Source organism: Paenibacillus sp. OK076, assembly GCF_900110055.1.
GTDB lineage: Bacteria > Bacillota > Bacilli > Paenibacillales > Paenibacillaceae > Paenibacillus.
On the sequence record NZ_FOCH01000001.1, the window covers coordinates 2,462,461 to 2,484,520 of the forward strand.

Here is a 22,060-nt window from a genome sequence, read left to right on the forward strand (position 1 = left end):
CTGATCTAGCTGCGTATACGAATGGAGTCAATCAAACAAGTAGAACGAGTCGCCTTTAAGGCGACTTTTTTAGATTTTATATGTCATTAATATAGACGAATTTGTTAGCTGCAGCCTTTGGATTATTTCCATATTGTTATACTCATCATAAATTTTATTATATGGGTGGACTAAGATTACAGTTATATAATAGAAATACGTAACCAGAAGAATAGATTGCATACATAAAGTATAGAGGAGCTAAGATCATGTTAACCCAAATGAATTTACAGGGAAGCTGGGAGCTTCAACTGGATGAACATCAACAAGGCGTACAAGGCCCATTTGACGATACCATAACACTGCCGAACACGACTTCTCATGCACGTAAAGGAAGAAAGAATCATGTAGCTCACATTGGGTCTTTAACCGATGAATATTCTTTTGAAGGTTGGGTGTGGCTGAAACGGGAGATTGATATACCGGCAACGGTTGCTGGCAAGAAATGCAGTTTGTATCTGGAACGCACGCGCATCACCAAGTTATGGGTCGATGGTGAAGAAGTTGGAGCGCAGAATAGCCTTAACACCCCTCATGTGTACAGCTTGCCGGAAGGGTTATCGGAGGGGAAACACACCCTCACCATCCGGGTCGACAATACGGACTATCCGACGAAAGGCGGACATCTTACATCCGTTGATACCCAGACCAACTGGAACGGAATAACCGGAAAGCTGGAGCTTCATTTTTACGACGACGTGCACATGGGTGAGGTACAGATCTATCCCGATGCTAAAGAGCGAACCTTCAGAATCACAAGTACATTGTCCAAATGCATACCAGGTACTGTATTGTCTGTTACTGCGCAAACCTTCAAGCCCCTTTTAAAAGAGACTCATGGATATAAGCCATCAGATGGAAATCATGTGGTGAATGAGCAAACCTATCCATGCAGCAAGGACGAAGTTAATGTGCTCTACAAGATGGGAGACGACGCATTGCTCTGGAGTGATTCAGACCCACATCTGTATGTGCTGACCCTTACTCTGTTGGGGGAACATGGCGATGTGCTGGATACAACCGAAATCATAGCAGGACTGCGAGATTTTGAAGCTAATGGAGATGCTTTCACCATCAACGGTCGGAAGACCTTTCTTCGCGGAAAACATGATGGTCTAATCTTTCCGCTTACAGGTTACGCGCCAACCGATGTGGATGAATGGCTGCGAATCCTGAGCATTTCCAAATCCTATGGTATAAATCATTATCGTTTCCATACCTGTTGTCCGCCTGAAGCTGCGTTCACTGCTGCAGATCTGCTTGGCATCTATATGGAGCCCGAATTGCCATTCTGGGGAACGATCACGGATGAACTTGACCCACAGCATAATCAGGCTGAACAGGACTATCTCATTCGTGAAGGTTTTGCTATGCTCAAGGCGTATGGGAATCATCCTTCTTTTGTAATGATGTCACTTGGTAATGAACTCTGGGGCAGTAAAGAAAGACTGAATGCCATTATCAAAGCGTATAGAGCATTTGATTCACGCCATCTGTACACCCAGGGTTCAAACAATTTTCAGTTCACTCCGGTTATTCTAGAGGAAGAAGATTTTTACTGTGGTGTACGCTTTTCCAAAGATAGACTTTTCCGCGGCTCCTATGCCATGTGTGATGCCCCGTTGGGTCATGTGCAAACCGACGTGCCTGGTACCCTGAAGGACTACGACGACATGATCTTGCCAGATAGGACAGCTTTGGTGAGTGAGGGAATTCAAGGAGAAGAATCGGAGATTCAAATTCAATATGGCACGGAAGCCAAGACCGTGAAGGCCGCTTCTGTTGAAGAACAGCTCATTCCACATCTGCCCGTCATTTCCCACGAAATTGGACAATATGCCATGTATCCGAATTATGAAGAAATCGAGAAGTATACCGGGTCACTGAAGGCAAAAAACTTCGAGGTGTTTCGGGAACGTTTGCAATCCAAAGGGATGGGACATCTGGCTGAACCCTTTTTCAAAAGTTCTGGCAAACTTGCAGTAGCCTGCTATAAGGAGGAGCTTGAGGCGGCATTTCGATCCAATCATCTGGCAGGATTTCAATTGCTCGATCTTCAGGATTTTAGTGGGCAGGGAACAGCACTGGTAGGCATTTTGGATGCCTTCATGGATTCGAAAGGGCTAGTTACTCCCGAGGAGTGGAGGACGTATTGCTCGGATGCTGTCCTTCTGGCCCGATTCGAAAAATACAACTACAATTCGGGTGAAGATTTCAATGCCCATATTCAATTAAGGTACAACCGAGCAGATTCATTGATGGGTCATGCTGTGGAGTGGGAAATGCGTGATTCGGATCAGCGAATTGCAAAAGGAAAAGACGACATTTCCTTTGTCTCTGGAGAAACTTGGTTTGAGATTGGCCAAATAAAGTTCAAGCTGCCTGATGTGAAAAAGATGACGCCAATCACTCTATCCCTGTATATTCCAGGTACCGATATTCGGAAGCAGTATGACCTATGGGTATATCCTGAACATGATGTGACAGCTATTGAACATGACCATATTTATAAGGAATTGTCCGATGAAGTCATTCACTTACTGGAACAAGGCGAGAGTGTGCTGTTACTCCCAACACTGGAGGATAACGAACATTCAATCGAAGGCACATATTGTACCGACTTCTGGTTTTATCCGATGTTCCGATCCATTTCGGAAAGCATGAACAAGCAAGTTCCCGTTGGCACGCTTGGTCTATTAATCGATAACGCGCACCCGGCATTGAAGCACTTCCCAAGTGAGGCGTATTCCACGTATCCTTGGTGGCACATCGTTATGAATTCACGTTCTATTATTATGGATAACGTCGCAGAGAATGTTCAGCCTTTCGTTCAAACCATCGATAATTTTGAACGTAATCATAAGCTGGGGCTGCTGTTTGAATGCCAGGTTGGAAAAGGCAAGCTGTTGGTTGGGGCCATCAATTATGATAAATTGATTAGCCAGACGGAAGGGCGGCAATTCCTTTACAGCCTTGCACAATATGTAAAAAGTGAGGAATTCCAACCGGAAGCGAAGATAGAGCTGGTTGAGCTTCAACAATTGTTAGGCAAGAAATGGATTTAGTTAACGAAGCTATTATTATGTAAACTAAATGAAATACCAGTTTCATTTCTTTCTGCCTTAATGACATAAAACCTCCATCATATGTAAACCGTAATGGGGTACGCATGAAGGAGGATACATATGAAGAAAAATCATGTGCATCAAAAAGAAGAAGAGAAACTGAGCTGGATTAGTCTTTCCTTATTCGGAGCGGGATGTACACTGGGAACCGGATTTTTCCTCGGAACAAGTCTGGCTATTCATTGGTCCGGTTTATCCGTGCTAGTACTTTTGGTGCTGGCTGCCGCGGGGACCTATTTTGTATTTGGAGCATTGGCACAGATGACGGCAGAAGATCCGAAAGAAGGGGCTTTTCGAACATATGCCGGTGAAGCGTTCGGCCCGTGGGCCGGTTTCGGAAGCGGATGGATGTATTGGTCTTCCGAAATGCTGATCATGGGCAGTTCATTAACGGCGCTTGGATTGTTCTCTCAATTTTGGTTTCCCAAATTCCCATTATGGACGTTTGTTGCGGTATATGCATGCATTGGATTATTCATCGCCGCATTGGGAGCGAAAGGGTTAACTCAAACGGAGAATGTGCTGGCCTTAATCAAGTTAGCCGCAACGGTTGCTTTCATCGCGATTGCAGCAGCGGCTTGTCTGGGCTGGTTAGATGTGAAGATTACACCGCAGAAAATAACGAATGAATGGTTCCCTCACCAAATAAAAGGCGTGTGGACCGGGTTTATTTATGCCTTTTTTGCCTTTGCCGGGATTGAGGTCATGGGTTTAATGGCAGCCAAGCTGAAAGAACCTAAGGACGCAGTGAAATCAGGCAGAGTGATGTTGTTAACCGTCAGTACGCTGTATGTTGTGGCGATTGCCTTAATCCTTCTTCTGGTTCCTGCTGCTAAATTAACACCGGACGAGAGTCCTCTCGTCAAAGCGATGTCATCGATTGGATTTACGGTCGTGGTTCATATTCTGAATGGGATTTTGATTATCGCCGGGTTCTCCACGATGGTCGCTTCAATCTATGCGATTACGTCCATGTTGGTTAAACTGGGTGAAGACGGAGATGCACCGAAGATGTTTACGAAGACTTGGGGAAAAAAGAACATGCCCCTATATGCATTAGGATGCACTGCGGCCGGATTAATCCTTTCTACTCTCCTGGCGTTATGGATGCCTAAGAGCCTGTTTGAATATGTAACAACCGCAGGCAGCTTGGTATTAATGTATACCTGGCTTCTGATTTGTATCACGTATATCAAGAAAATGAAGCCAACAAGCTGGAATCGCATCAAAGTATGGACTGCTATGATTCTTATCCTAGCTGCAGTAGCTGGGACAGCCATGGAAAAAGCCAGCAGAAGAGGTCTGCTGGCCAGTATAGGTCTTGTTGCATTGATTGCCTTGATTACTTACATTGTAAACAAAGTACGAAAACCGCGACCGTCACCCTCTACTGAGCCATCCAAGTCCTGAATGGGTGTCTTATATCAGCTATTTCGTTAATTTACTCATGGCTTGCTTCATACGCATGAAGGGACACTTGGAAGGGGTCTGCTCGTCATCGGGCAGGAAATATTGTTTCCATTCCAGATTATCCTGCTGTCCATACCACATGAGCGAAGGGTGAGCGGGAACGGCATCATAGGCTGCCAAACGTTTGCGAATCAAGGTTTTCATTTTCCGGCCAAGAGGTGTGCTGTCATTAATCGATTCAAATACCCACCGTGGTTGAAAAGCAAACATAAGATAAGGGAAGTGCCTGCTGGCTCTAAGCTCGTGCGCGGGAGTGGCACAGAAACAAAAGTATGGCTCCCCGCCAAAGCAAAATTCCCATGTGGCTTCATGCGGATCAGTCGAAATATGTTCAGGCCAGGAGGCAGTATCAAGTGAGCTTACCCGGTTAAGCATCTCCCAGAACAAGGACTGATACTGCTCTACCGTTGTGTTATTTCTCAAATCATCCGGTGTTTCGCATATGACAACCAAAGAAGCATAGTGTCCCGTATCCCGGGAAACAGGCCCATATTGACGAAGCAATTCCGCCATGTCTTCAGCAGAAGCTTGTGTACGTGGATCCCTTGTGAATCCGTATCTTAGATGTCCTGAAAGAAAACCCATGCGTCCGGGTACACAAGGATACGTATTCCCCTCATCTGCAATCATATTGGCAAATTTAGAATATGCGTCCTGCTGCCATTCGGGTAGACCTTTGAATGATGCATTTATTTCATCGGCACTGAACAGCTCTGCCATGAATTCCCCAACTCCATTCCACATGATACCGTTAACGTATTAATGCGGAAGGCGTTGGGTGACTGTCCAGTGTAGTTTTTATGTCAGAAAAAGATGGATCGTATTGCTTCAAGCCCGAAGTACAGGCCAAAACCGATCAGACAGATACCTGAGATGATGGAGATCCAGCGCAAAATGGTTTCGTTGCTGCGTTTATGAAATCGGCTGGCCATGCCAGCCATGATGACATCCCAAACAAGGATTCCTATGAAAATACCAGAACTGTATAGTAGCAGATGAGCGGTGTCGGTATGCTTCACCGTTGTAGCGAGAATTGAGCCGTAAATGCCCAGCCAGAATAAAATATTCAGGGGATTGGATAAAGCCATGAGAAAGCCAGAGACAAAGGATTTTCCAATCTTTGCTTCCGCTGTAGAAGAGGTCTGGATGCCGTCTTTTAACTTGGACAGTGTTTCCACACCGGTATACACCAGAATAAAGCTGCCAAAAGACCAAAGAAACGAGCGCATGAACGGCGTGTCCAGAAAATGAGCAACTCCAAAGTAGATCAGAAGCATGTACACCAAATCGGCAAACATGGCTCCCAGTCCCAAAATCCAGGCATGCATAAAACCGTGCCGGGCTCCGCGATCCAGCTGAGCGGCATTAATCGGACCAATTGGAGCGGATAGTGAGATTCCCAGAATAATATAACTAAACAGTACAGACATATACGCGTTCACTCCTTAACGGGTTAGACGAATTGTACCGGTAAGTCATACACATATGGGTACAAGTCATCGTATTCCCGTCTGGAGCAAATTAGAACAAGCCGTGTATCACTTAATCTGCTATCGGCTCTACATCCAGCTGGATGGCTGTGCAGTGATATCCGTTGCATGAGCTTTCTTCACATGGGCAGGCGGATAAACCGATAACCAGATCGGTCAATGCCTCCATCTCCACATAATCACCGGCGCGCGAATCTGGAGCTACGACATCAATTTTGCCCAGATCATCTACGACTGATTTCATAAACAGATTAAACGGATAATGCTGATCCGGCGGCAAGATCCCGAACGGTTCAAGTGCCTGATTTAGGTTATGATAGCAGCTGGCATGATCCTTTTTGCCATATAACACTTCATACATTTCCGGACGACAGGCGGAGTTGAAGAAATCATGAACACCAACCGTGTCACGAACGATCTTGAGCAGTGGCTGATATTGATTGGAATACACGGATTGTCCTGGTTTGATCCGGTAGGACCGCAGCACATCCATCGTTACACCAGGGTCTAGTCGATTATTGGCATTTTGAGCATCATATGCAACAAAATCAACGACCTGCTGACCCTCCAAATCGGTCACCCGAATTAATGAACCTTTAGTTACCTTGACGGCATAACCCGTTTTGGCCGGGATACGAACAGACTGTTTATGGCGTTCCGCTGTATTCATATTCATTCGTCACATCCTCCGCTGTTTTTGCTTTCAGTATGCGGAGCTGACATGGCTTTCATGCACTTAGGCAAACATAAAACTCACTTTGAAAATGATATAGGTTGTATTCAGTGTTTATACTGGAAACAGTGGATTACCCTTCATGCCGACCCATAGTTCGGATGTTTCCAGCTGACCGGCCAGATGAAGCAACCAGTCCTCACGGCCTTTCGTTGCCATAATTTGCACACCCATGGGGAGACCTTCAGGAGTCAGATGCACAGGGACACTCATGGCGGGTTGACCCGTCAGATTCGCGAGCTGAGTGAATGGAGTGTAGGTTAGACTTGGTTCAAACATCTCATAAATCAACTGCTGCTGCTGGATCTTGTCCAAATCGCTAATACGCATCAGATGTTGAATCTGTTCATCATGAGGCGTTAATTCGCCGATTTTGGGTGCTGGAAAAGCATTGACAGGTGTGACATAAAAATCATACCGTTCAAACAATGTGGACATCTGAGCTGCGGCAACATCCCATTCGGCCAAACTATGTACGAACTCGGCAGCGGATACTTTTTTGCCGGCTTCAGCCAGAACCCAGGACTCGATCTCCATATCATCAGAGGTTAAAGCTCTGCCCATAGAACGTTCCATGGAAGAGATCATCGCCGCCATTTCGCCGCTGTTCATCATGTAATAGTTCTCCATCAGTTTGACACCATTAACCGGACTCAGCTTTTCTTCAACCTCATGACCTTGTTCTTCCAGCCAGCGAACCATCTTATAAACGGCTTCTTTGGCTTCATCACTCACAGGTGTACCTACAGGTGAAGCTGTCGTGTATGCAACCTTCAATTTGCGTTGATGAGGATAGTGCATATCAGCCAAGTAGCTGCCTGGAAAGAGGGGGGCATGAAACGCAGCTTCGGGTTGAATCACTTGCAGTGTATCCAGTAAAGCAGCACTGTCGCGAACGGAACGGGACAACGCAAAATCAATCGAAGCACCCTGCCACTGACGGCCAACGCCCGGTCCAACAGGTGTCCGCCCACGTGTAGGTTTGAGTCCGAACAGGCCGCTGAATGAAGCAGGGATTCGGATGGAACCGCCACCGTCACTGGCTCCCGCAAGGGGTACAATACCCGAAGCTACTGCGGCAGCGGCGCCTCCACTTGAACCGCCTGGCGAGTGCTTGATATTCCATGGATTTCGACTTGGACCGTGAAGGCGGGGCTCAGTAATATTTTTCAGGCCAAATTCTGGCGTATTGGTATGTCCAATGATAATGAAGCCTGCATCAAGCAGACGGGATACGAAATTGGAATTCCGCTGTGCATGATGCTCACGGAGAAGACGAGAACTCGAGGTGAGAATTTCACCTTCTAGGGATTGAGAGATATCTTTCAATAACAAGGGCACGCCGGCAAAGGGCTGCTCTCCCGGGCGAACCATACTCGCTTCCTGACGGGCGCGTGTTTCATATGTACGAATGACTGCATTAAGCTGTGGGTTCACTTCTTCCAGGCGTGCATACGCCGCTTCCAGCAATTCGACAGGGGATATCTCCCGTGCGCGAACCAACTCAGCCAAACCTATGGCATCGTAGGATGTATATGAAAATGATGAAGATGAAGACATGATGATCGTTCCTCTCTAAATTAACTTGATCTACTATTTCATAAGTCATCGTAACACCGGAATAGCGAAAAGACAAAAGGCACTGTACATCTTGAAGGATGTGCAGTGCCTTAATTGATTGGCTTTTATATAAAATTTAATTTGTACGAAGCTTTGGTGCACCATCAGCCGGAGTCGCTGAGCGTTCTTGCTGTTTGGAGATGGCGAATAGGGCGATCCAGATGAGGATGAAACCCAACAGCTGCTCCCAGGTAATTAAAGTACGGAATGCAATCCAGTTTACCAGTACACCGGCCATCGGGAAGCTCAGTTCTGCAAGTGTTGCAACTGAGGCCTTGGTGGAAGAGAGACCTTTGTAATATAACAGAAGACTCAGTAAGCCTGGCAGTAAGGCCTGACCCAGAATATTAAGTGCCACAGCCGCCTGTTCACCTGTAGCGGAAGGGAATGTCCAGGCAGCACCTTCGTTCCACGTCATAAAGATCAGCAGTGGCAAGGCTACGACAAAGCGCAGGGAGGTGACCGTTTCATAACGGGTTTGCCCCAGCATCAGCCGCCCCATAACCGTTGAACCGCCCCACAAGGCAGCTGCACCCAGTGATAACAGGCTGCCTGCATGAATCCAATTGTTCCAGTTGCCAAGGGGAAGAGTGAATCCGAACGTGAGCAGGTATGTTCCTGCAAGTGCTATGATAAACAGTCCACCGAAGCGACGAGGCAATGTTTCTTTCAACAAAAGCTTAGCCAGAACAATCGCAAATAGCGGCTGCATCTTTTGCAATAACAAAACCGTGTTGGGATCGTTATGCGTGAGCGCAAGGGTAAACAATACTGTAGCGAGAGCAGATCCTCCCCAGGAGATAAAGATCACGGCAATCCAGTGCCGTGCACGCAGGTTTTTCAGATCAGCCCGGAACTTCCATAACACGGGAATAGCTACAAGGCTGACAATAATATGTTCCACCAGTACAATCTGAGTGGAGGTCATCGTTTTAAGCAAAATAATGCGGAACAGCGGATCTACACCCCAGAGGGCGGCGCCAAGCACGACGAGCCAGAATCCGGTATTGCTTCGTTCCTTGAGGTAAACTGTTGATGCATGTTGGGTCTTTTCCATATTCAGGACTCCTTCGTCAGAACACGGAATCTTCAGTTGGCAAAGTCGACAAAAGCCCCCGTTTTGGTATACACCAAATAAACGGGGGCTCAATCATTGACATGTCGTACGAAAATAAGCCTTTCGTTAACGGCATGTTAATGTGTTGATCTTCTCTCATCCGGACTGTACCGTCGGCCTTGGAGTCACACCAAGTCAGTCGCTGAATCCCTACATTGGGTCAAACAGCGAGTCGCGGGCTGGTTCCGAAGAACATCACCGCCGGTTGGGAATTGCACCCTACCCCGAAGATCCTATTCAATTATATTGTGTATTGAACAAGCTGTAACATTAATAAGTCCATCTTATTCCTGTAAGCGCTAGCAGTTCAAGTGTTTTTTTAGAATATGATATTCCAGCTTCCCTGTTGTCTGCGTAGTAATACAATCTGTCCTGCATGATACGCATCGTGGAGCAGCCAGCGGGCAAGTGCATGTGCCCATTTTTCATCCGTATTCATGTAAGAGGCTTCAAGATCAGATTCTTCTAATGAAGCGAGCTGATCACGAAGCTGTCCGGCTAATAGTGTTGTATTTTGCATAAGTGTACTCCAGCCAGTGGTATCGGAAGGGTCGCCAGGATCTCCAAAGGTGGATTCATTGTTTTCGGCAGGTGTACCGGAGGGTGTTTTGCCCTGAATGCGACTCAACAAACGATGATTATAGTAATACATATGGTTGACCAACTGCCAGATGCTTAATCCACCGGATGATGGAACCCAGGTTGCCTGTTCAGCAGTCAGTCCTTCGATTGCCTTGGATAAAGGCACAATCCAGTTACATTGATCCCAGGTATCATCTTTCTGAATGAGCAATAGTTCTGTTGCTGTTGTAGTCATTGATTTTTCCTCCCTAAAATAAGTTCATGGTAACTAGCTAAAGTGCAAAAATGTGGTTACAATTAATATAACCCAAACATGAATGTTTGTAACTATCTTTTTCGTTTTAGGAAGTTACAATTTAGCGGAGGTACGTATGGATAGACTATGGACTGATTTTGTGAACAGTGATTACCACGACTGGCGTGGTGGGGATCGTTCAGAGGACAGGGTTGGCAAAACCGAATGGCAGCAAGGATTTCTTAAACAATGGCAACTGAATGCATCTGTACCTGCTTCTTCTGAAGAGGAGGAAGCCTTGAGAAACTTTAGAAATGAATTGCAGGCTCTTGCAACTCGTTTATCTGAAGGAAATCCATTATCGAGCAAAGATCAGGAATGGCTTAACGCCAAGATGAAGGAAGGTCAAGTCATAAGAATACTGAACGCTGGAGATGAGGGACTGAAACTTTCACTTATTCCTGTGGGAACTCGTTGGCAGCAGGTCATGGCAGAGGTCGCAGCCGATTTTGCAATCACAGTAGTTGAAGGGGATGGGGGAAGAATTCGTATCTGTGACAATGCAGATTGTCGCTGGATTTTCTATGACGATACACGCAGTAGAACCCAGAAATATTGTGATGACAAGATGTGTGGTAATCTGATGAAGGTTAGAAGGTTTCGGGCAAAACGGAAGAAGGAACAGCAGCAAGAGTAGGCGTATACACTGAAAGTGTGATTTGCTGTACTTTGCGACAACCAGGAAAATACTCCAAAGAAAATATTTAAATCCAGAAATTGCATGTTACCAATAACTGCTATATAATATATATGTACTTAAAATAATTCAGTTAGTAGTTCAGTCAATTCAATTCAATTCAGTCAGAGATTAACACTCGGGATTCAAGCGTATATCCAACAAAAAAACAATGATTGGAGATGTGTCTTGTGGGGACAAGTTATCTACTGAAAAATGGTTGTGTATTGTCTATGGATTCGTCGGTGGGTCAATATAAGCGGGCGGATGTTCTCATTGAGGATTCTCTTATTACTGCTATTCAGCCTGATCTGAGTTGCACGGAAGCGGAAGTGATAGATGCATCGGAGATGATCATACTCCCTGGACTTGTAGATACGCACAGGCATGTGTGGGAGTCGCTTGTAAAAACAGCGGGAACGAACTGGTCACTGCCGGTCTATCTGCAAAATCTCTACTATGGGGCGATGGGAAGTAAACTCCGGCCACAAGACAGCTATATCGCCAATTTGCTAGGTTCATTGGAAGCGCTTAACGCAGGAGTGACCACGCTACTTGACTGGAGTATGCCGTATTCACCGGAGCACACGGATGAACTGATTCGCGGACTTCAGGATGCGGGGATTCGGTCGGTTTTCGCTTATGGTGTACCGGGTGAGACTACCTACTGGAACAGAGAGAGCCAGCTGACGTATTCGAATGATGTGAGAAGAATCAAGGAACAGTATTTTTCCTCACGGGATCAGTTGCTTACGTTCGGCCTAGCTATTCGTGGACCGGAGTTCAGCCATTGGGATACCACAGTGAAGGAAATTCAGCTTGCCCAAGAGCTGGATGCGATATGTTCCATGCATGTTGGCTTTGGAAGCTGGGGATCTGTAGATCGTTCGATAAGTAAAATGTATGAGGCTGGTTTACTGAGCCCAAGTCTGAACGTCGTACACGGTAATACGATGGATACGGATGAGTATAAAATGTTGGCCGATAGCGGCGCCTCACTGTCTGTTACACCGGAAGTGGAGATGATGATGGGGCACGGGTATCCGGCAACGGGGTACTTTCTCGAACATGGAGGAACTCCAACGCTCGGAGTGGATGTTGTAACATCAACAGGTGGGGATATGTTCTCCCAGATGAAATTTGCACTTCAGGCCGAGCGTTCCAGAGGCAATGAACAACTTTTGCAACAAGGTGAAATGCCTGGGGAGCTAAATCTGCAATCCAGTCAAGTGCTAAGATTTGCAACTTCTGCTGGAGCAAAGGCTCTGGGACTTGAAAGAAAGATAGGCACACTTACGCCAGGTAAAGAAGCAGATCTGATTATGATCCGAACCACCGACCTTAATTTGTTCCCGGTGCATGATCCGGTTGGAGCCGTCGTTCAATTTGCCAATCCATCGAATGTGGATACCGTGTTTGTAGCAGGTCGGCCCGTGAAGCGTGAAGGCAAGCTGCTGCATGTCGATCTGAACGAGGTTCGTCGGAAGGCTTTGGACAGCAAGGAATATCTGCTATCTCAATATCGGATGTCGGATGCAGAGCGAATTGTATTTTCATAAGTTAGATGATCCATGTGAATGAAAGAGTAATTCTTTTTCAGAATTCAATAGAGTGGATGTCCTTATCTGAATTATGGATCTAATAGTGTTGCGAGTGTGGGCCGCATACGGATATGCGGCTCTTTGGCGTACCTGTTTATGGTGCGTCATGACAGAGGGAGCAAGAAATAAACCGCAAAAAGAGGCGAAAAGTCACTCTATTTACATAGTTGCATGTAACAACGAGTTAATAATGTTTTGTTATAGAAAAAAGGGGTTAAAAAACTGCGCATAATATAAATTATACGCAGTTTTCGTTTAAATCGATTTTCATATTCGTCCCTGTCCAACAGATCATGATAATTTCCGCCTGAATCGCACAAAATATACGATCTTCCCAAAATAAATTTAACAAAGCAACGCGACAAAGTGTAGAAATCAATAGATTTTTGTAGTTGGCTAGTAAGATAGAACAAAGGGCTTTTTCATAGAACAGATGAACCAAACCAAAATTCGTAAAGTATAGGACACATTCATATTTTCAACACGAGAGGAAACTGTGTATGAATCAAAACCAGAATCGATCTTCCCTGTTTAGAAAAAAGCCGATTGCCACCGGAGATAACGAAAGCAATATGTTGAAAAGGGTGCTTGGCCCATTGGATCTGATGACTCTAGGGGTAGGTGCGATTATCGGTACGGGTATCTTTGTACTCACAGGCGTTGCTGCCGCAAAATATGCAGGTCCCGGTTTGGTACTGTCTTTTCTGCTGGCAGGTATTATCTGCGCCTTCGCTGCTTTGTGTTACTCGGAGTTTGCATCCAGTGTGCCTGCTTCAGGAAGTGCGTATACGTATAGCTATACCGCTTTTGGCGAAGTCATTGCCTGGATTCTTGGGTGGGATCTTATTCTGGAGTATGGATTTGCGAGTGCGGCTGTTGCCAGCGGCTGGTCTGGATATTTTCAAACGTTATTGTCCGGATTCGGGTTGCAAATCCCCCATGCGCTCACCAGTGCATTTAGTCCCGAAAAAGGAACCTATTTTGATGTCACCGCAGCGGCGATCACATTAATCATTACATTCCTGCTCACCCGTGGGGTGAAAGAGGCTGCTCGTGCCAACGGAATCATGGTAGCGATTAAAATTATCGTGGTGCTGATCTTTATCGGTGTGGGTGTGTTCTATGTACAGCCAGATAACTGGCAACCGTTTCTTCCGTTTGGCATCTCAGGGGTAACCGCAGGGGCAGCAACAGTATTTTTTGCTTACATTGGTTTCGATGCGGTATCTACAGCTGCGGAAGAAGTGAAACGTCCTCAACGGGACTTGCCGATCGGTATTATTGCATCCCTTGCAATCTGCACCGTACTTTACATCGTGGTATCGTTAATCCTGACAGGAATGGTGCCCTTTCACATGTTGAATGTGAGCGATCCGGTTGCTTTTGCCTTTGAATTTGTGCAGTTGAAGGGCTTGTCCTGGATTGTTTCGCTTGGAGCGATTACGGGAATTACCACGGTATTACTTGTTATGATGTATGGTCAGACACGTTTGCTTTATTCCATGTCACGGGACGGACTGTTGTCTCCGGTATTCTCCAAAGTCAGTGGCAAAAGCCAAACACCTGCTACGGGAACTTGGGTTGCTGGAATCATCGTCGCTTTATTCTCGGGATTCATCTCACTTGGCCATCTGGCAGAGTTGACCAACATCGGAACACTGTTCGCTTTCGCGGTTGTGAGTCTGGGGATTATCGTATTGCGGAAAAACAACCCGGAACTGACAAGGGGATTCCGCGTGCCTTTGGTTCCACTGATTCCTATTCTAAGTGCTGTTGGCTGTATGTATCTCATGACACGTCTTGCGGCTCTGACTTGGATTACGTTTTTCGGCTGGTTGATTATTGGTTTAATCATCTACTTTGCCTACGGTCGTCATCACAGTCATTTGAATCCGGCACGGCGTATATCGGACTCGTTCAAAACAACAAAGGGGAAATAGCTGTCATAGCTGATTCCTATATTGTAGAGATATCGTGAAAAGTAAGTAAATTTATTTGTCACACTGAAACTATACGATAATAGAGTCAACTGTATTGTCTCATACTGCATCGCCAAAGCGGCGCGGTATGGGGCTTTTTTTGTGTGAGCTGTTCGTTTGATATGAAAAAAACGGTAATATTTAAGGTTATATATGGGTATCTAATAAGTCATATATCTGTCCTTGTGAGCGGAACCGGGGTTGCGGTCAGGGCAAATATGACATATATTTGGGGGTGTGACATGCCATCAGACATAGGAGAGGGGATGTATCATGAACACACCATTACATACCAATCAACATCACCAAAATTCGAATTTCGGTTTTGCATTGGCTGACTCAGCCGTACTTGCCGAGACGAAGCTAGTCCTTTCACATCCAGAAGACACAAATGAATTTCAATTAGATATTGATCCGCAGCGCCGCTTGAAGGATGGACGCAAAGTATCGGTAGTTGCACAGCATATGGATGCACCGCTGGATCGGCAAGATGCCATTATCATATATGGGGAAGAGCTGGGATTTGCACAATATACCGTTGCTCTGCGACCAGATAGTACATGCTCACTCACTCCCATTGAAGGAATAGATCATCCGATCATGTTGAATTGGGGTGACTTTGCAGAAGGGGAGTATGAGCTGCGAATTTCACTGCATGTCAAAACACCCCGCATCGCAGAGGGACCATTGGAGCCCGAGCAGCAAGCCATGGTGAAATATGCTCAGGTGGTAACTGTAGCGATATGTCTGTTTCCAGCCGAAGTTGTACAGATGAACGCTGTACCCGAGAAGGTCTGGACACGGGATAATCATGTGTTTGACTCCTACGGCAGTGGTGGCTTTATTCTCGCAGATCTGCCTCGTATGGCGAAACGTGTAGAAGATCTGATCGGTTCTGGAAACCATAATCTGATTGAACAATTCAGTCAGGGTGACCTTTCGGACACCTTGCTGGAGGACGGTCTCATGGCGATTGCCTGGGGAGTAACACCATGGTGTTATTCAATATATTCAGCTCCAGATGAACATTCGAGAACTATACTTTCGGTAGACAAGCTGGGTGATGAACCTCAGACCACGGGAATATACCGTGTGCATCCTGAAAGTAAACGATTAAGTATCGTACCGATAAACGAATTGGCATACTGGCCATCATGTACTGAGAAAGCATGGCCTGTCATCGATGTTGCGGGTGAAGGGGAGACGTTGCATATGGACTTGTATGTTCAGATCTGTGAATCAGTGAATGGACTGCACGAAAATCCACTGCCTTCATTTGTACTCACCCGCACCGAGGGACAGCCCGAGGCGATCATCCCACTAATAGATGTCGTAATTGTAGATTAATAAATAGAAGTGTGGTGACGAACACAGATGATGACCGAAGAGATTCAGGAGCAATACGCCGATGAGCTTGAAGCTTTTCATATATGGATGAAAGATGCGGGGTACACGGGACATACGATAAAATCATACACAGGTGACGTTGCCGAATTTCTCGTCTCTATTCATGGAAAGTCACTGGATCAGGTCAAAAAACTTCATGTTTTATCGTTCTTGTCCCGAGCTCGTGAACGAGGGGTCAGTGACTCGACGCGGAATCGGAAACATGCAGCGGTGAACTGTTTTTATAAGTCATTGATTGAGCTTGAATTGGTGACCAATAACCCCGCTTCCGGAATCAAGAAATCCAAAACCGAGCAAAATCGTGCCCCCGTCTTCCTTGACGAAAGCGGTTTGGAACGATTTTTGCAATCGGTGGAGGGCAAATATCGTACACGAAACCTGGCTATTTTTCTACTCATGGGATACATGGGATTGCGGGTCGGAGAGGTGCATGCCTTGAACTGCAAAGACTATAATGCGGAACGGCGCACGCTGGACGTTTTCGGTAAGGGCCGAAAATGGCGTACATTGCCTGTGCCAGAGACCGTTGCCGAACTGTTATCCCAGGCTCTTCAGGAGCGAGTGGATCCATGGCGGGCGAAAGAAGAGGCATTATTCGTCTCGCAAAAGGGGAAACGATTGTCGATTCGCAGTATTCAGCTTATATCGACCGAAACCTTTGAACGCTTTCAGCAGGAATCAGCCTCCAATCAGCGTGTGAACTACTCCAGTCATAAACTGCGTCACTCATTCGCGACCATGATGCTTAGACGTGGAGCAGATCTGCGAACGGTTCAGGAGCTGTTGGGTCACTCCTCCATTCAAACGACCACGGTGTACACCCACGTAACCAGCCGTGAGAAGGAAGAAGCGATGGCCTTGCTGGATGTCAAACTTCCTGCGTTTGTGGCTGATATGTAAAAGAGAAGCTCGTTTATATAATAGAAGAAAGTAATGGTAGAGAGGGACTGAACCCCTTTTGTGAGACAGGGATCCAACACCTTGCAAGTTTAAGCAGCCAGTCTTCGGAAATTTATCGGAGACTGGTTATTTAGTTTCGCTCGAATCCGAAATAAGTTATAGTAGGTGATGTAGTCTCGAACGGTCTGTTCAACGATGGCCGTCGTTGTACACATGAGATCTTCGAGGTAGAACGTTTCAGACTTTAGTGTGGAATGAAACGACTCATTGGGGCATTATCATTAGGCGTTCCTTTACGGGACATGCTCATGGTAATGCCTTTTTCCTCTACTACCGTCTGGTAAACTTGAGAAGTATACACGCTACCTTGGTCACTGTGGAGCAGCATATTTGTCCGCTTTGGAAGTTGATCCAGCTTATCCAAAACCAAGGATGTATCCTGCTTGTCCGCTATACTGTAAGCGACAATCTCTCCGTTGTACAGATCCAAAATACTTGAAAGGTATAACATTTTATTACCGAACGGCAAATAAGTAATGTCGGTCACCAGTTTTTGCAAAGGAGCTTCTGCATGAAATTTGCGTTTTAGAAGATGTTCCGCAGGTTTTGCAGGTTGCTCCGTGTTCTTTCGTTTTTTCATCCTCACTTGGCACTGTAAGCTCTCGTACTGCATAATCCGCTGTATTCGTTTATGATTTATGGGGCCTTCAATCCGGAGCAAGGCAGTGATTTTTCGATATCCATACCGGAAATTGTGCTGAGTACAAAGCTGAATTACTTTCTCCACCATCGGATCTGGACGCTTGTTCTCCCCGGTTGCTTTCCACCGGTAGTAAGTCGCTCGAGCAATTCCAAGCCATGCACAAGCCTCCGATATGGTTACTTCTTTTCGAATGGACTCGATCCAAGCAATAACGACTTCTGCTTCCACCTCTTTTCCAGTTCCTTGTACTTTTTTAGCAAATTCAGTTGTTGTTTCAAAAATCGGTTTTCTGCTTTGATTTTTTCGAGTTCTGTCGTGTGTTCTGGACCTTTTCCGTAGCTATATTGCTTTCCAACCGGTTGCTCTAAGCGGTACAATTCTCCATTTCGATACCATCTCATCCACGTTTCTAACTGTGTCTTATTTCGTATTCCGAGCTTATCCACCACGGGATAACTCACTCTGGTTGCCATTACAAAAACACCTCCAAGATGATTTCCCTATCTTACGACAAGGTTTCATTCTCTTGAAGGTGTTTTGATTTGTCTCACGTTATGGGGTCAGTTCAAGAAGCCTGTCCAAGTGACAGGCTTTTTTACTTCTCAAATGCTGAATTATGCGATGGTCTCACTCTTAGCAAAAATTTGAATACCTTATGAAATAAGTTGAGGTATTTGAGTGAGTGAAATGGTTAAGAGGGGAGGGGTATAATATGGCTACTTTATCAACTGGACCTATTGAGAATAATCCGGTTAGTGGCGTAAGGCCAACGCAACAGTTGACGATTAAGATCGATAATAGGGATCTGGTCAATAATGCGAGTATTTTGATTCAAGGATTTTATTTGAATGGGACCAGAACTCTGTACGCACTTGAACTAATTAGTATAAATCCAAATCAAGCAATTACGAAGAACTATTTTGCGAATCTAGATGTATTTGAATTTGTCTTTACAACAAGTGGTGTCGCAGAACAGCAAATAGAAATATCAGTATGGGGAAAAAATTCTGCAGGACAGCTTGTAACGCCTCACCGTATCGTATCCTCAGAATTGTTAGGAGCAAATGGCACAACGGGAGTAACGGGGGTTACTGGAGTTACTGGTGCTACTGGAGATACTGGGGTAACCGGAGTTACTGGAGTTACTGGTGCTACCGGAGATACTGGTGTAACCGGAACTACCGGGGTCACTGGAGTCACTGGAGTTAGCGGAGTAACGGGAGCTACTGGGGTTACTGGGGTTACTGGAGTTACTGGGGTTACTGGAGCTACTGGGGTTACTGGGGTTACTGGGGTTACTGGAGCTACTGGTGTTACTGGAGCTACTGGAGTTACTGGAGTAACGGGAGCTACTGGTGTTACTGGAGATACTGGTGCTACTGGAGATACTGGAGCTACTGGGGTTACTGGAGATACTGGTGCTACTGGGGTTACTGGGGTTACCGGAGTTACTGGAGTTACTGGAGTTACTGGAGTTACTGGGGTTACCGGAGTTACTGGGGTTACCGGAGCTACTGGTGTTACTGGAGCTACTGGAGTTACTGGAGTAACGGGAGCTACTGGTGTTACTGGAGCTACTGGTGCTACTGGAGATACTGGAGCTACTGGGGTTACTGGAGATACTGGTGCTACTGGGGTTACTGGGGTTACCGGAGTTACTGGAGTTACTGGAGTTACTGGAGTTACTGGAGTTACTGGGGTTACCGGAGTTACTGGGGTTACCGGAGTTACTGGGGTTACCGGAGTTACTGGAGTTACTGGAGTTACTGGGGTTACCGGAGTTACTGGGGTTACTGGAGATACTGGTGCTACTGGAGATACTGGGGTAACCGGAGTTACTGGAGTTACTGGTGCTACCGGAGATACTGGTGTAACCGGAACTACCGGGGTCACTGGAGTCACTGGAGTTAGCGGAGTAACGGGAGCTACTGGGGTTACTGGGGTTACCGGAGTTACTGGAGTTACTGGAGTTACTGGGGTTACCGGAGTTACTGGGGTTACTGGAGATACTGGTGCTACTGGAGATACTGGGGTAACCGGAGTTACTGGAGTTACTGGTGCTACCGGAGATACTGGTGTAACCGGAACTACCGGGGTCACTGGAGTCACTGGAGTTAGCGGAGTAACGGGAGCTACTGGGGTTACTGGGGTTACTGGAGTTACTGGAGTTACTGGGGTTACTGGAGCTACTGGGGTTACTGGGGTTACTGGAGTTACTGGAGTTACCGGAGTTACCGGAGATACTGGGGTTACTGGAGCTACCGGGGTCACTGGAGTCACCGGAGTCACCGGAGTAACTGGAGCTACCGGGATCACTGGAGTCACCGGAGTTACTGGAGATAATGGAGTTACTGGTACTACTGGAGATACTGGGGTTACTGGAGATACTGGTGCTACTGGGGTTACTGGGGTTACCGGAGTTACTGGAGTTACTGGAGTTACTGGAGTTACCGGAGTTACCGGAGATACTGGGGTTACTGGAGCTACCGGGGTCACTGGAGTCACCGGAGTCACCGGAGTAACTGGAGCTACCGGGATCACTGGAGTCACCGGAGTTACTGGAGATAATGGAGTTACTGGTACTACTGGAGCTACTGGGGTTACTGGAGTTACTGGAGCTACTGGGGTTACTGGTTCTACTGGAGATACTGGTGCTACTGGAGTTACTGGTGCTACTGGGGTTACTGGAGATACTGGAGCTACCGGGGTAACCGGAGATACCGGGGTAACGGGAGCTACTGGGGTTACCGGAGTCACTGGAGTTAGCGGAGTAACGGGAGCTACTGGAGTAACTGGTGCTACTGGAGTTACTGGAGCTACTGGGGCTACCGGGGTTACTGGAGTTAGTGGAGTTAGTGGAGTAACGGGGGTTACTGGGGCTACCGGGGTAACGGGAGCTACTGGGGTTACCGGAGTTACTGGAGTTACTGGGGTTACTGGAGTTACTGGAGTTACTGGAGTTACCGGGGTAACCGGAGCTACCGGGGTAACCGGAGCTACTGGAGCTACTGGAATTACTGGTGCTACTGGGATTACTGGAGCTACTGGAGTTACTGGGGTTACTGGTTCAACAGGCACAGTTGATCCTACTGTAGCTATAGTGGGGGTAGGCCCAAATGTTAGCTCTCAGTTTAGCGAATTAAGAACAAGTGAAAAAACGCCGATCATTGAATTGACTTCGGTGTATGGTCTATCTAACCTAAGAGACATCGTAACCACACTGGGAGCTGCAACGGTTGGAAGTAATAACACTGAGTTTCAATTAAGCACAACAGCATCTGGAGCAGATACTGCCATTCTACAAAGCTCAGAGAGAGGAAGATACGAGTCAGGGTATGCTGGAGAAGCAGGGATAGGTGTCCGGTTACCTGTTGCGCCTACTGGGACACAAGTGGTAAGATGGGGATTTTTTGATGACCAAAATGGCTTGTTTTTTGGTCAGAGTGTTGCAAATGGAATATTTGTAGCAGTTAGAAGAGCAGGTTCTGACACCATTATCCCTCAAGCATCCTGGAATGTTGATAAATTAAATGGAACAGGTCCTAGTGGAGCGACGCTTAGTCTGGCTAAGGGAAATATATTTCAAATTCTATATACTTGGTACGGGTATGGTGTCATTGAGTTTAGAGTCGTTATTCCTGATCCTACGACTTTAGCGCAAGAAGTAATTACCGTTCAGCGATTTTCACCAACCGGGCAAACGAGTCTGGCCGACCCTAATCTTCCTCTCCGTGCAGAAATTTCGAATAGTGGAACGGCCTCTGCACTTAATTTATTTGTTGGAGGAAGACAATATAGTATTGTGGGTAGATATAGTCCCGTATTCAGAATTACTTCTGAAAGAAGAACCGTAACTGCAACAGGAACCCTTACACCGATATTAGCCTTCCAAAGAAAAACAACCTTCCCAGCAGGTTCGGGCAGAACGAATTCAGTCAGTGTAAAACTTGAAGGGATCGACCTTGTAACATCAGATGATATTTACTACCAGATCATATTAGGTGGAACAATTGATGGAGCCTTTGCAGCTTTTCCAACGGCAACGACGAATATTCCAAACTCGGAGACAGGTCTGTTAGTAAATAGTACGCTAACGACCATTACTGGAGGTCAAGTACTATTGCAAGGCCTAGCAGCTGGCGTTGAAGGAAGTGCCAGAATTTTAGCTTCTGCTTCATTATTGAATTTTCAATTACCAGACACTGAATTTATCACACTGGCTGTAGCCAACTTAAGTGGCGGTACGAATTCTGTCACAGCAACCTTTAGTGTCACTGAAGAATGGTAGTCAATAAAAAGCTGGGAGAAGAATATTCACTTCTT

The 22,060-nt window shown here is 46.3% G+C and carries 14 protein-coding genes, 1 pseudogene and 1 riboswitch; of the genes and pseudogenes, 8 read left to right on the plus strand and 7 right to left on the minus strand.

Features of this window, described 5'->3' with window-relative positions; all coding sequences use genetic code 11:
* Window positions 1–248: 248 nt before the first annotated feature.
* Window positions 249–3,104 carry a glycoside hydrolase family 2 TIM barrel-domain containing protein gene (locus BMY78_RS10995; RefSeq protein ID WP_090897987.1) on the plus strand — a complete coding sequence of 952 codons (2,856 nt, stop codon included), beginning with the start codon at window positions 249–251 and terminating at the stop codon, window positions 3,102–3,104.
* A gap of 120 nt (window positions 3,105–3,224) precedes the next feature.
* Window positions 3,225–4,574 (plus strand): amino acid permease, encoded by a 1,350-nt coding sequence (locus BMY78_RS11000; RefSeq protein ID WP_090897991.1) that lies wholly within the window; start codon window positions 3,225–3,227, stop codon window positions 4,572–4,574.
* An 18-nt stretch (window positions 4,575–4,592) separates the two neighbouring features.
* Here the strand turns inward: BMY78_RS11000 and BMY78_RS11005 are convergent, their stop codons facing one another.
* The 6 genes from BMY78_RS11005 to BMY78_RS11030 form a co-directional block, all read right to left on the minus strand.
* Entirely contained in the window at window positions 4,593–5,354 is a 762-nt protein-coding gene (locus tag BMY78_RS11005) for a YqcI/YcgG family protein (RefSeq protein ID WP_090897993.1), read from the minus strand.
* A gap of 83 nt (window positions 5,355–5,437) precedes the next feature.
* Window positions 5,438–6,064: a LysE family transporter gene (locus BMY78_RS11010; RefSeq protein WP_090897996.1), complete on the minus strand. Its 627-nt coding sequence runs from the start codon at window positions 6,062–6,064 to the stop codon at window positions 5,438–5,440.
* Between the two features lie 112 nt (window positions 6,065–6,176).
* Window positions 6,177–6,800, minus strand: coding sequence for a DUF1989 domain-containing protein (locus BMY78_RS11015; RefSeq protein ID WP_256222056.1), 624 nt, complete (start codon window positions 6,798–6,800; stop codon window positions 6,177–6,179).
* A gap of 111 nt (window positions 6,801–6,911) precedes the next feature.
* The gene (locus tag BMY78_RS11020; protein ID WP_090897999.1) at window positions 6,912–8,417 is read right to left on the minus strand and encodes an amidase; all 1,506 of its coding nucleotides are present in this window, start codon (window positions 8,415–8,417) and stop codon (window positions 6,912–6,914) included.
* A 136-nt stretch (window positions 8,418–8,553) separates the two neighbouring features.
* Window positions 8,554–9,534, minus strand: a complete 981-nt coding sequence (locus BMY78_RS11025; RefSeq protein ID WP_090898002.1) for a DMT family transporter — start codon at window positions 9,532–9,534, stop codon at window positions 8,554–8,556.
* 144 nt (window positions 9,535–9,678) lie between these two features.
* A riboswitch (FMN riboswitch) is annotated at window positions 9,679–9,830 on the minus strand.
* 83 nt (window positions 9,831–9,913) lie between these two features.
* Window positions 9,914–10,411, minus strand: coding sequence for a DinB family protein (locus BMY78_RS11030; protein ID WP_090898005.1), 498 nt, complete (start codon window positions 10,409–10,411; stop codon window positions 9,914–9,916).
* Window positions 10,412–10,547: 136 nt separating this feature from the next.
* Between BMY78_RS11030 and BMY78_RS11035 the strand changes: the two genes are divergently transcribed.
* From BMY78_RS11035 to BMY78_RS11055, 5 genes are all read left to right on the plus strand, one after another.
* A complete protein-coding gene (locus BMY78_RS11035; RefSeq protein WP_090898008.1) occupies window positions 10,548–11,108 on the plus strand; it encodes a CGNR zinc finger domain-containing protein in 561 nt (186 codons plus the stop codon).
* Window positions 11,109–11,329: 221 nt separating this feature from the next.
* The gene (locus tag BMY78_RS11040; protein ID WP_090898011.1) at window positions 11,330–12,706 is read left to right on the plus strand and encodes an amidohydrolase family protein; all 1,377 of its coding nucleotides are present in this window, start codon (window positions 11,330–11,332) and stop codon (window positions 12,704–12,706) included.
* Between the two features lie 542 nt (window positions 12,707–13,248).
* The gene (locus BMY78_RS11045; RefSeq protein ID WP_090898013.1) at window positions 13,249–14,688 is read left to right on the plus strand and encodes a branched-chain amino acid transporter BcaP; all 1,440 of its coding nucleotides are present in this window, start codon (window positions 13,249–13,251) and stop codon (window positions 14,686–14,688) included.
* Window positions 14,689–15,000: 312 nt separating this feature from the next.
* The gene (locus BMY78_RS11050; protein WP_090898016.1) at window positions 15,001–16,074 is read left to right on the plus strand and encodes a hypothetical protein; all 1,074 of its coding nucleotides are present in this window, start codon (window positions 15,001–15,003) and stop codon (window positions 16,072–16,074) included.
* Window positions 16,075–16,101: 27 nt separating this feature from the next.
* A complete protein-coding gene (locus tag BMY78_RS11055; RefSeq protein WP_090898019.1) occupies window positions 16,102–17,034 on the plus strand; it encodes a tyrosine-type recombinase/integrase in 933 nt (310 codons plus the stop codon).
* 89 nt (window positions 17,035–17,123) lie between these two features.
* Here BMY78_RS11055 and BMY78_RS11065 read toward each other — a convergent pair.
* Window positions 17,124–18,210: pseudogene (locus BMY78_RS11065) on the minus strand (IS3 family transposase).
* 239 nt (window positions 18,211–18,449) lie between these two features.
* On the opposite strand from BMY78_RS11065, the gene BMY78_RS33625 reads away from it, so the two are divergent.
* On the plus strand, window positions 18,450–22,025 hold the full coding sequence (locus tag BMY78_RS33625; protein WP_090898031.1) for a collagen-like triple helix repeat-containing protein: 3,576 nt from the start codon (window positions 18,450–18,452) through the stop codon (window positions 22,023–22,025).
* The last annotated feature ends 35 nt before the right edge of the window (window positions 22,026–22,060 follow it).

Coding starts and splice junctions, on each gene's coding strand:
- BMY78_RS11025 (WP_090898002.1), bottom strand. CDS start 9,534: ATGGAAAAGACCCAACATGCATCAACAGTTTACCTCAAGGAACGAAGC.
- BMY78_RS11030 (WP_090898005.1), bottom strand. CDS start 10,411: ATGACTACAACAGCAACAGAACTATTGCTCATTCAGAAAGATGATACC.
- BMY78_RS11010 (WP_090897996.1), bottom strand. CDS start 6,064: ATGTCTGTACTGTTTAGTTATATTATTCTGGGAATCTCACTATCCGCT.
- BMY78_RS11020 (WP_090897999.1), bottom strand. CDS start 8,417: ATGTCTTCATCTTCATCATTTTCATATACATCCTACGATGCCATAGGT.
- BMY78_RS11035 (WP_090898008.1), top strand. CDS start 10,548: ATGGATAGACTATGGACTGATTTTGTGAACAGTGATTACCACGACTGG.
- BMY78_RS11005 (WP_090897993.1), bottom strand. CDS start 5,354: ATGGCAGAGCTGTTCAGTGCCGATGAAATAAATGCATCATTCAAAGGT.
- BMY78_RS11040 (WP_090898011.1), top strand. CDS start 11,330: ATGTGTCTTGTGGGGACAAGTTATCTACTGAAAAATGGTTGTGTATTG.
- BMY78_RS11015 (WP_256222056.1), bottom strand. CDS start 6,800: ATGAATATGAATACAGCGGAACGCCATAAACAGTCTGTTCGTATCCCG.
- BMY78_RS33625 (WP_090898031.1), top strand. CDS start 18,450: ATGGCTACTTTATCAACTGGACCTATTGAGAATAATCCGGTTAGTGGC.
- BMY78_RS11045 (WP_090898013.1), top strand. CDS start 13,249: ATGAATCAAAACCAGAATCGATCTTCCCTGTTTAGAAAAAAGCCGATT.
- BMY78_RS11055 (WP_090898019.1), top strand. CDS start 16,102: ATGATGACCGAAGAGATTCAGGAGCAATACGCCGATGAGCTTGAAGCT.
- BMY78_RS10995 (WP_090897987.1), top strand. CDS start 249: ATGTTAACCCAAATGAATTTACAGGGAAGCTGGGAGCTTCAACTGGAT.
- BMY78_RS11050 (WP_090898016.1), top strand. CDS start 15,001: ATGAACACACCATTACATACCAATCAACATCACCAAAATTCGAATTTC.
- BMY78_RS11000 (WP_090897991.1), top strand. CDS start 3,225: ATGAAGAAAAATCATGTGCATCAAAAAGAAGAAGAGAAACTGAGCTGG.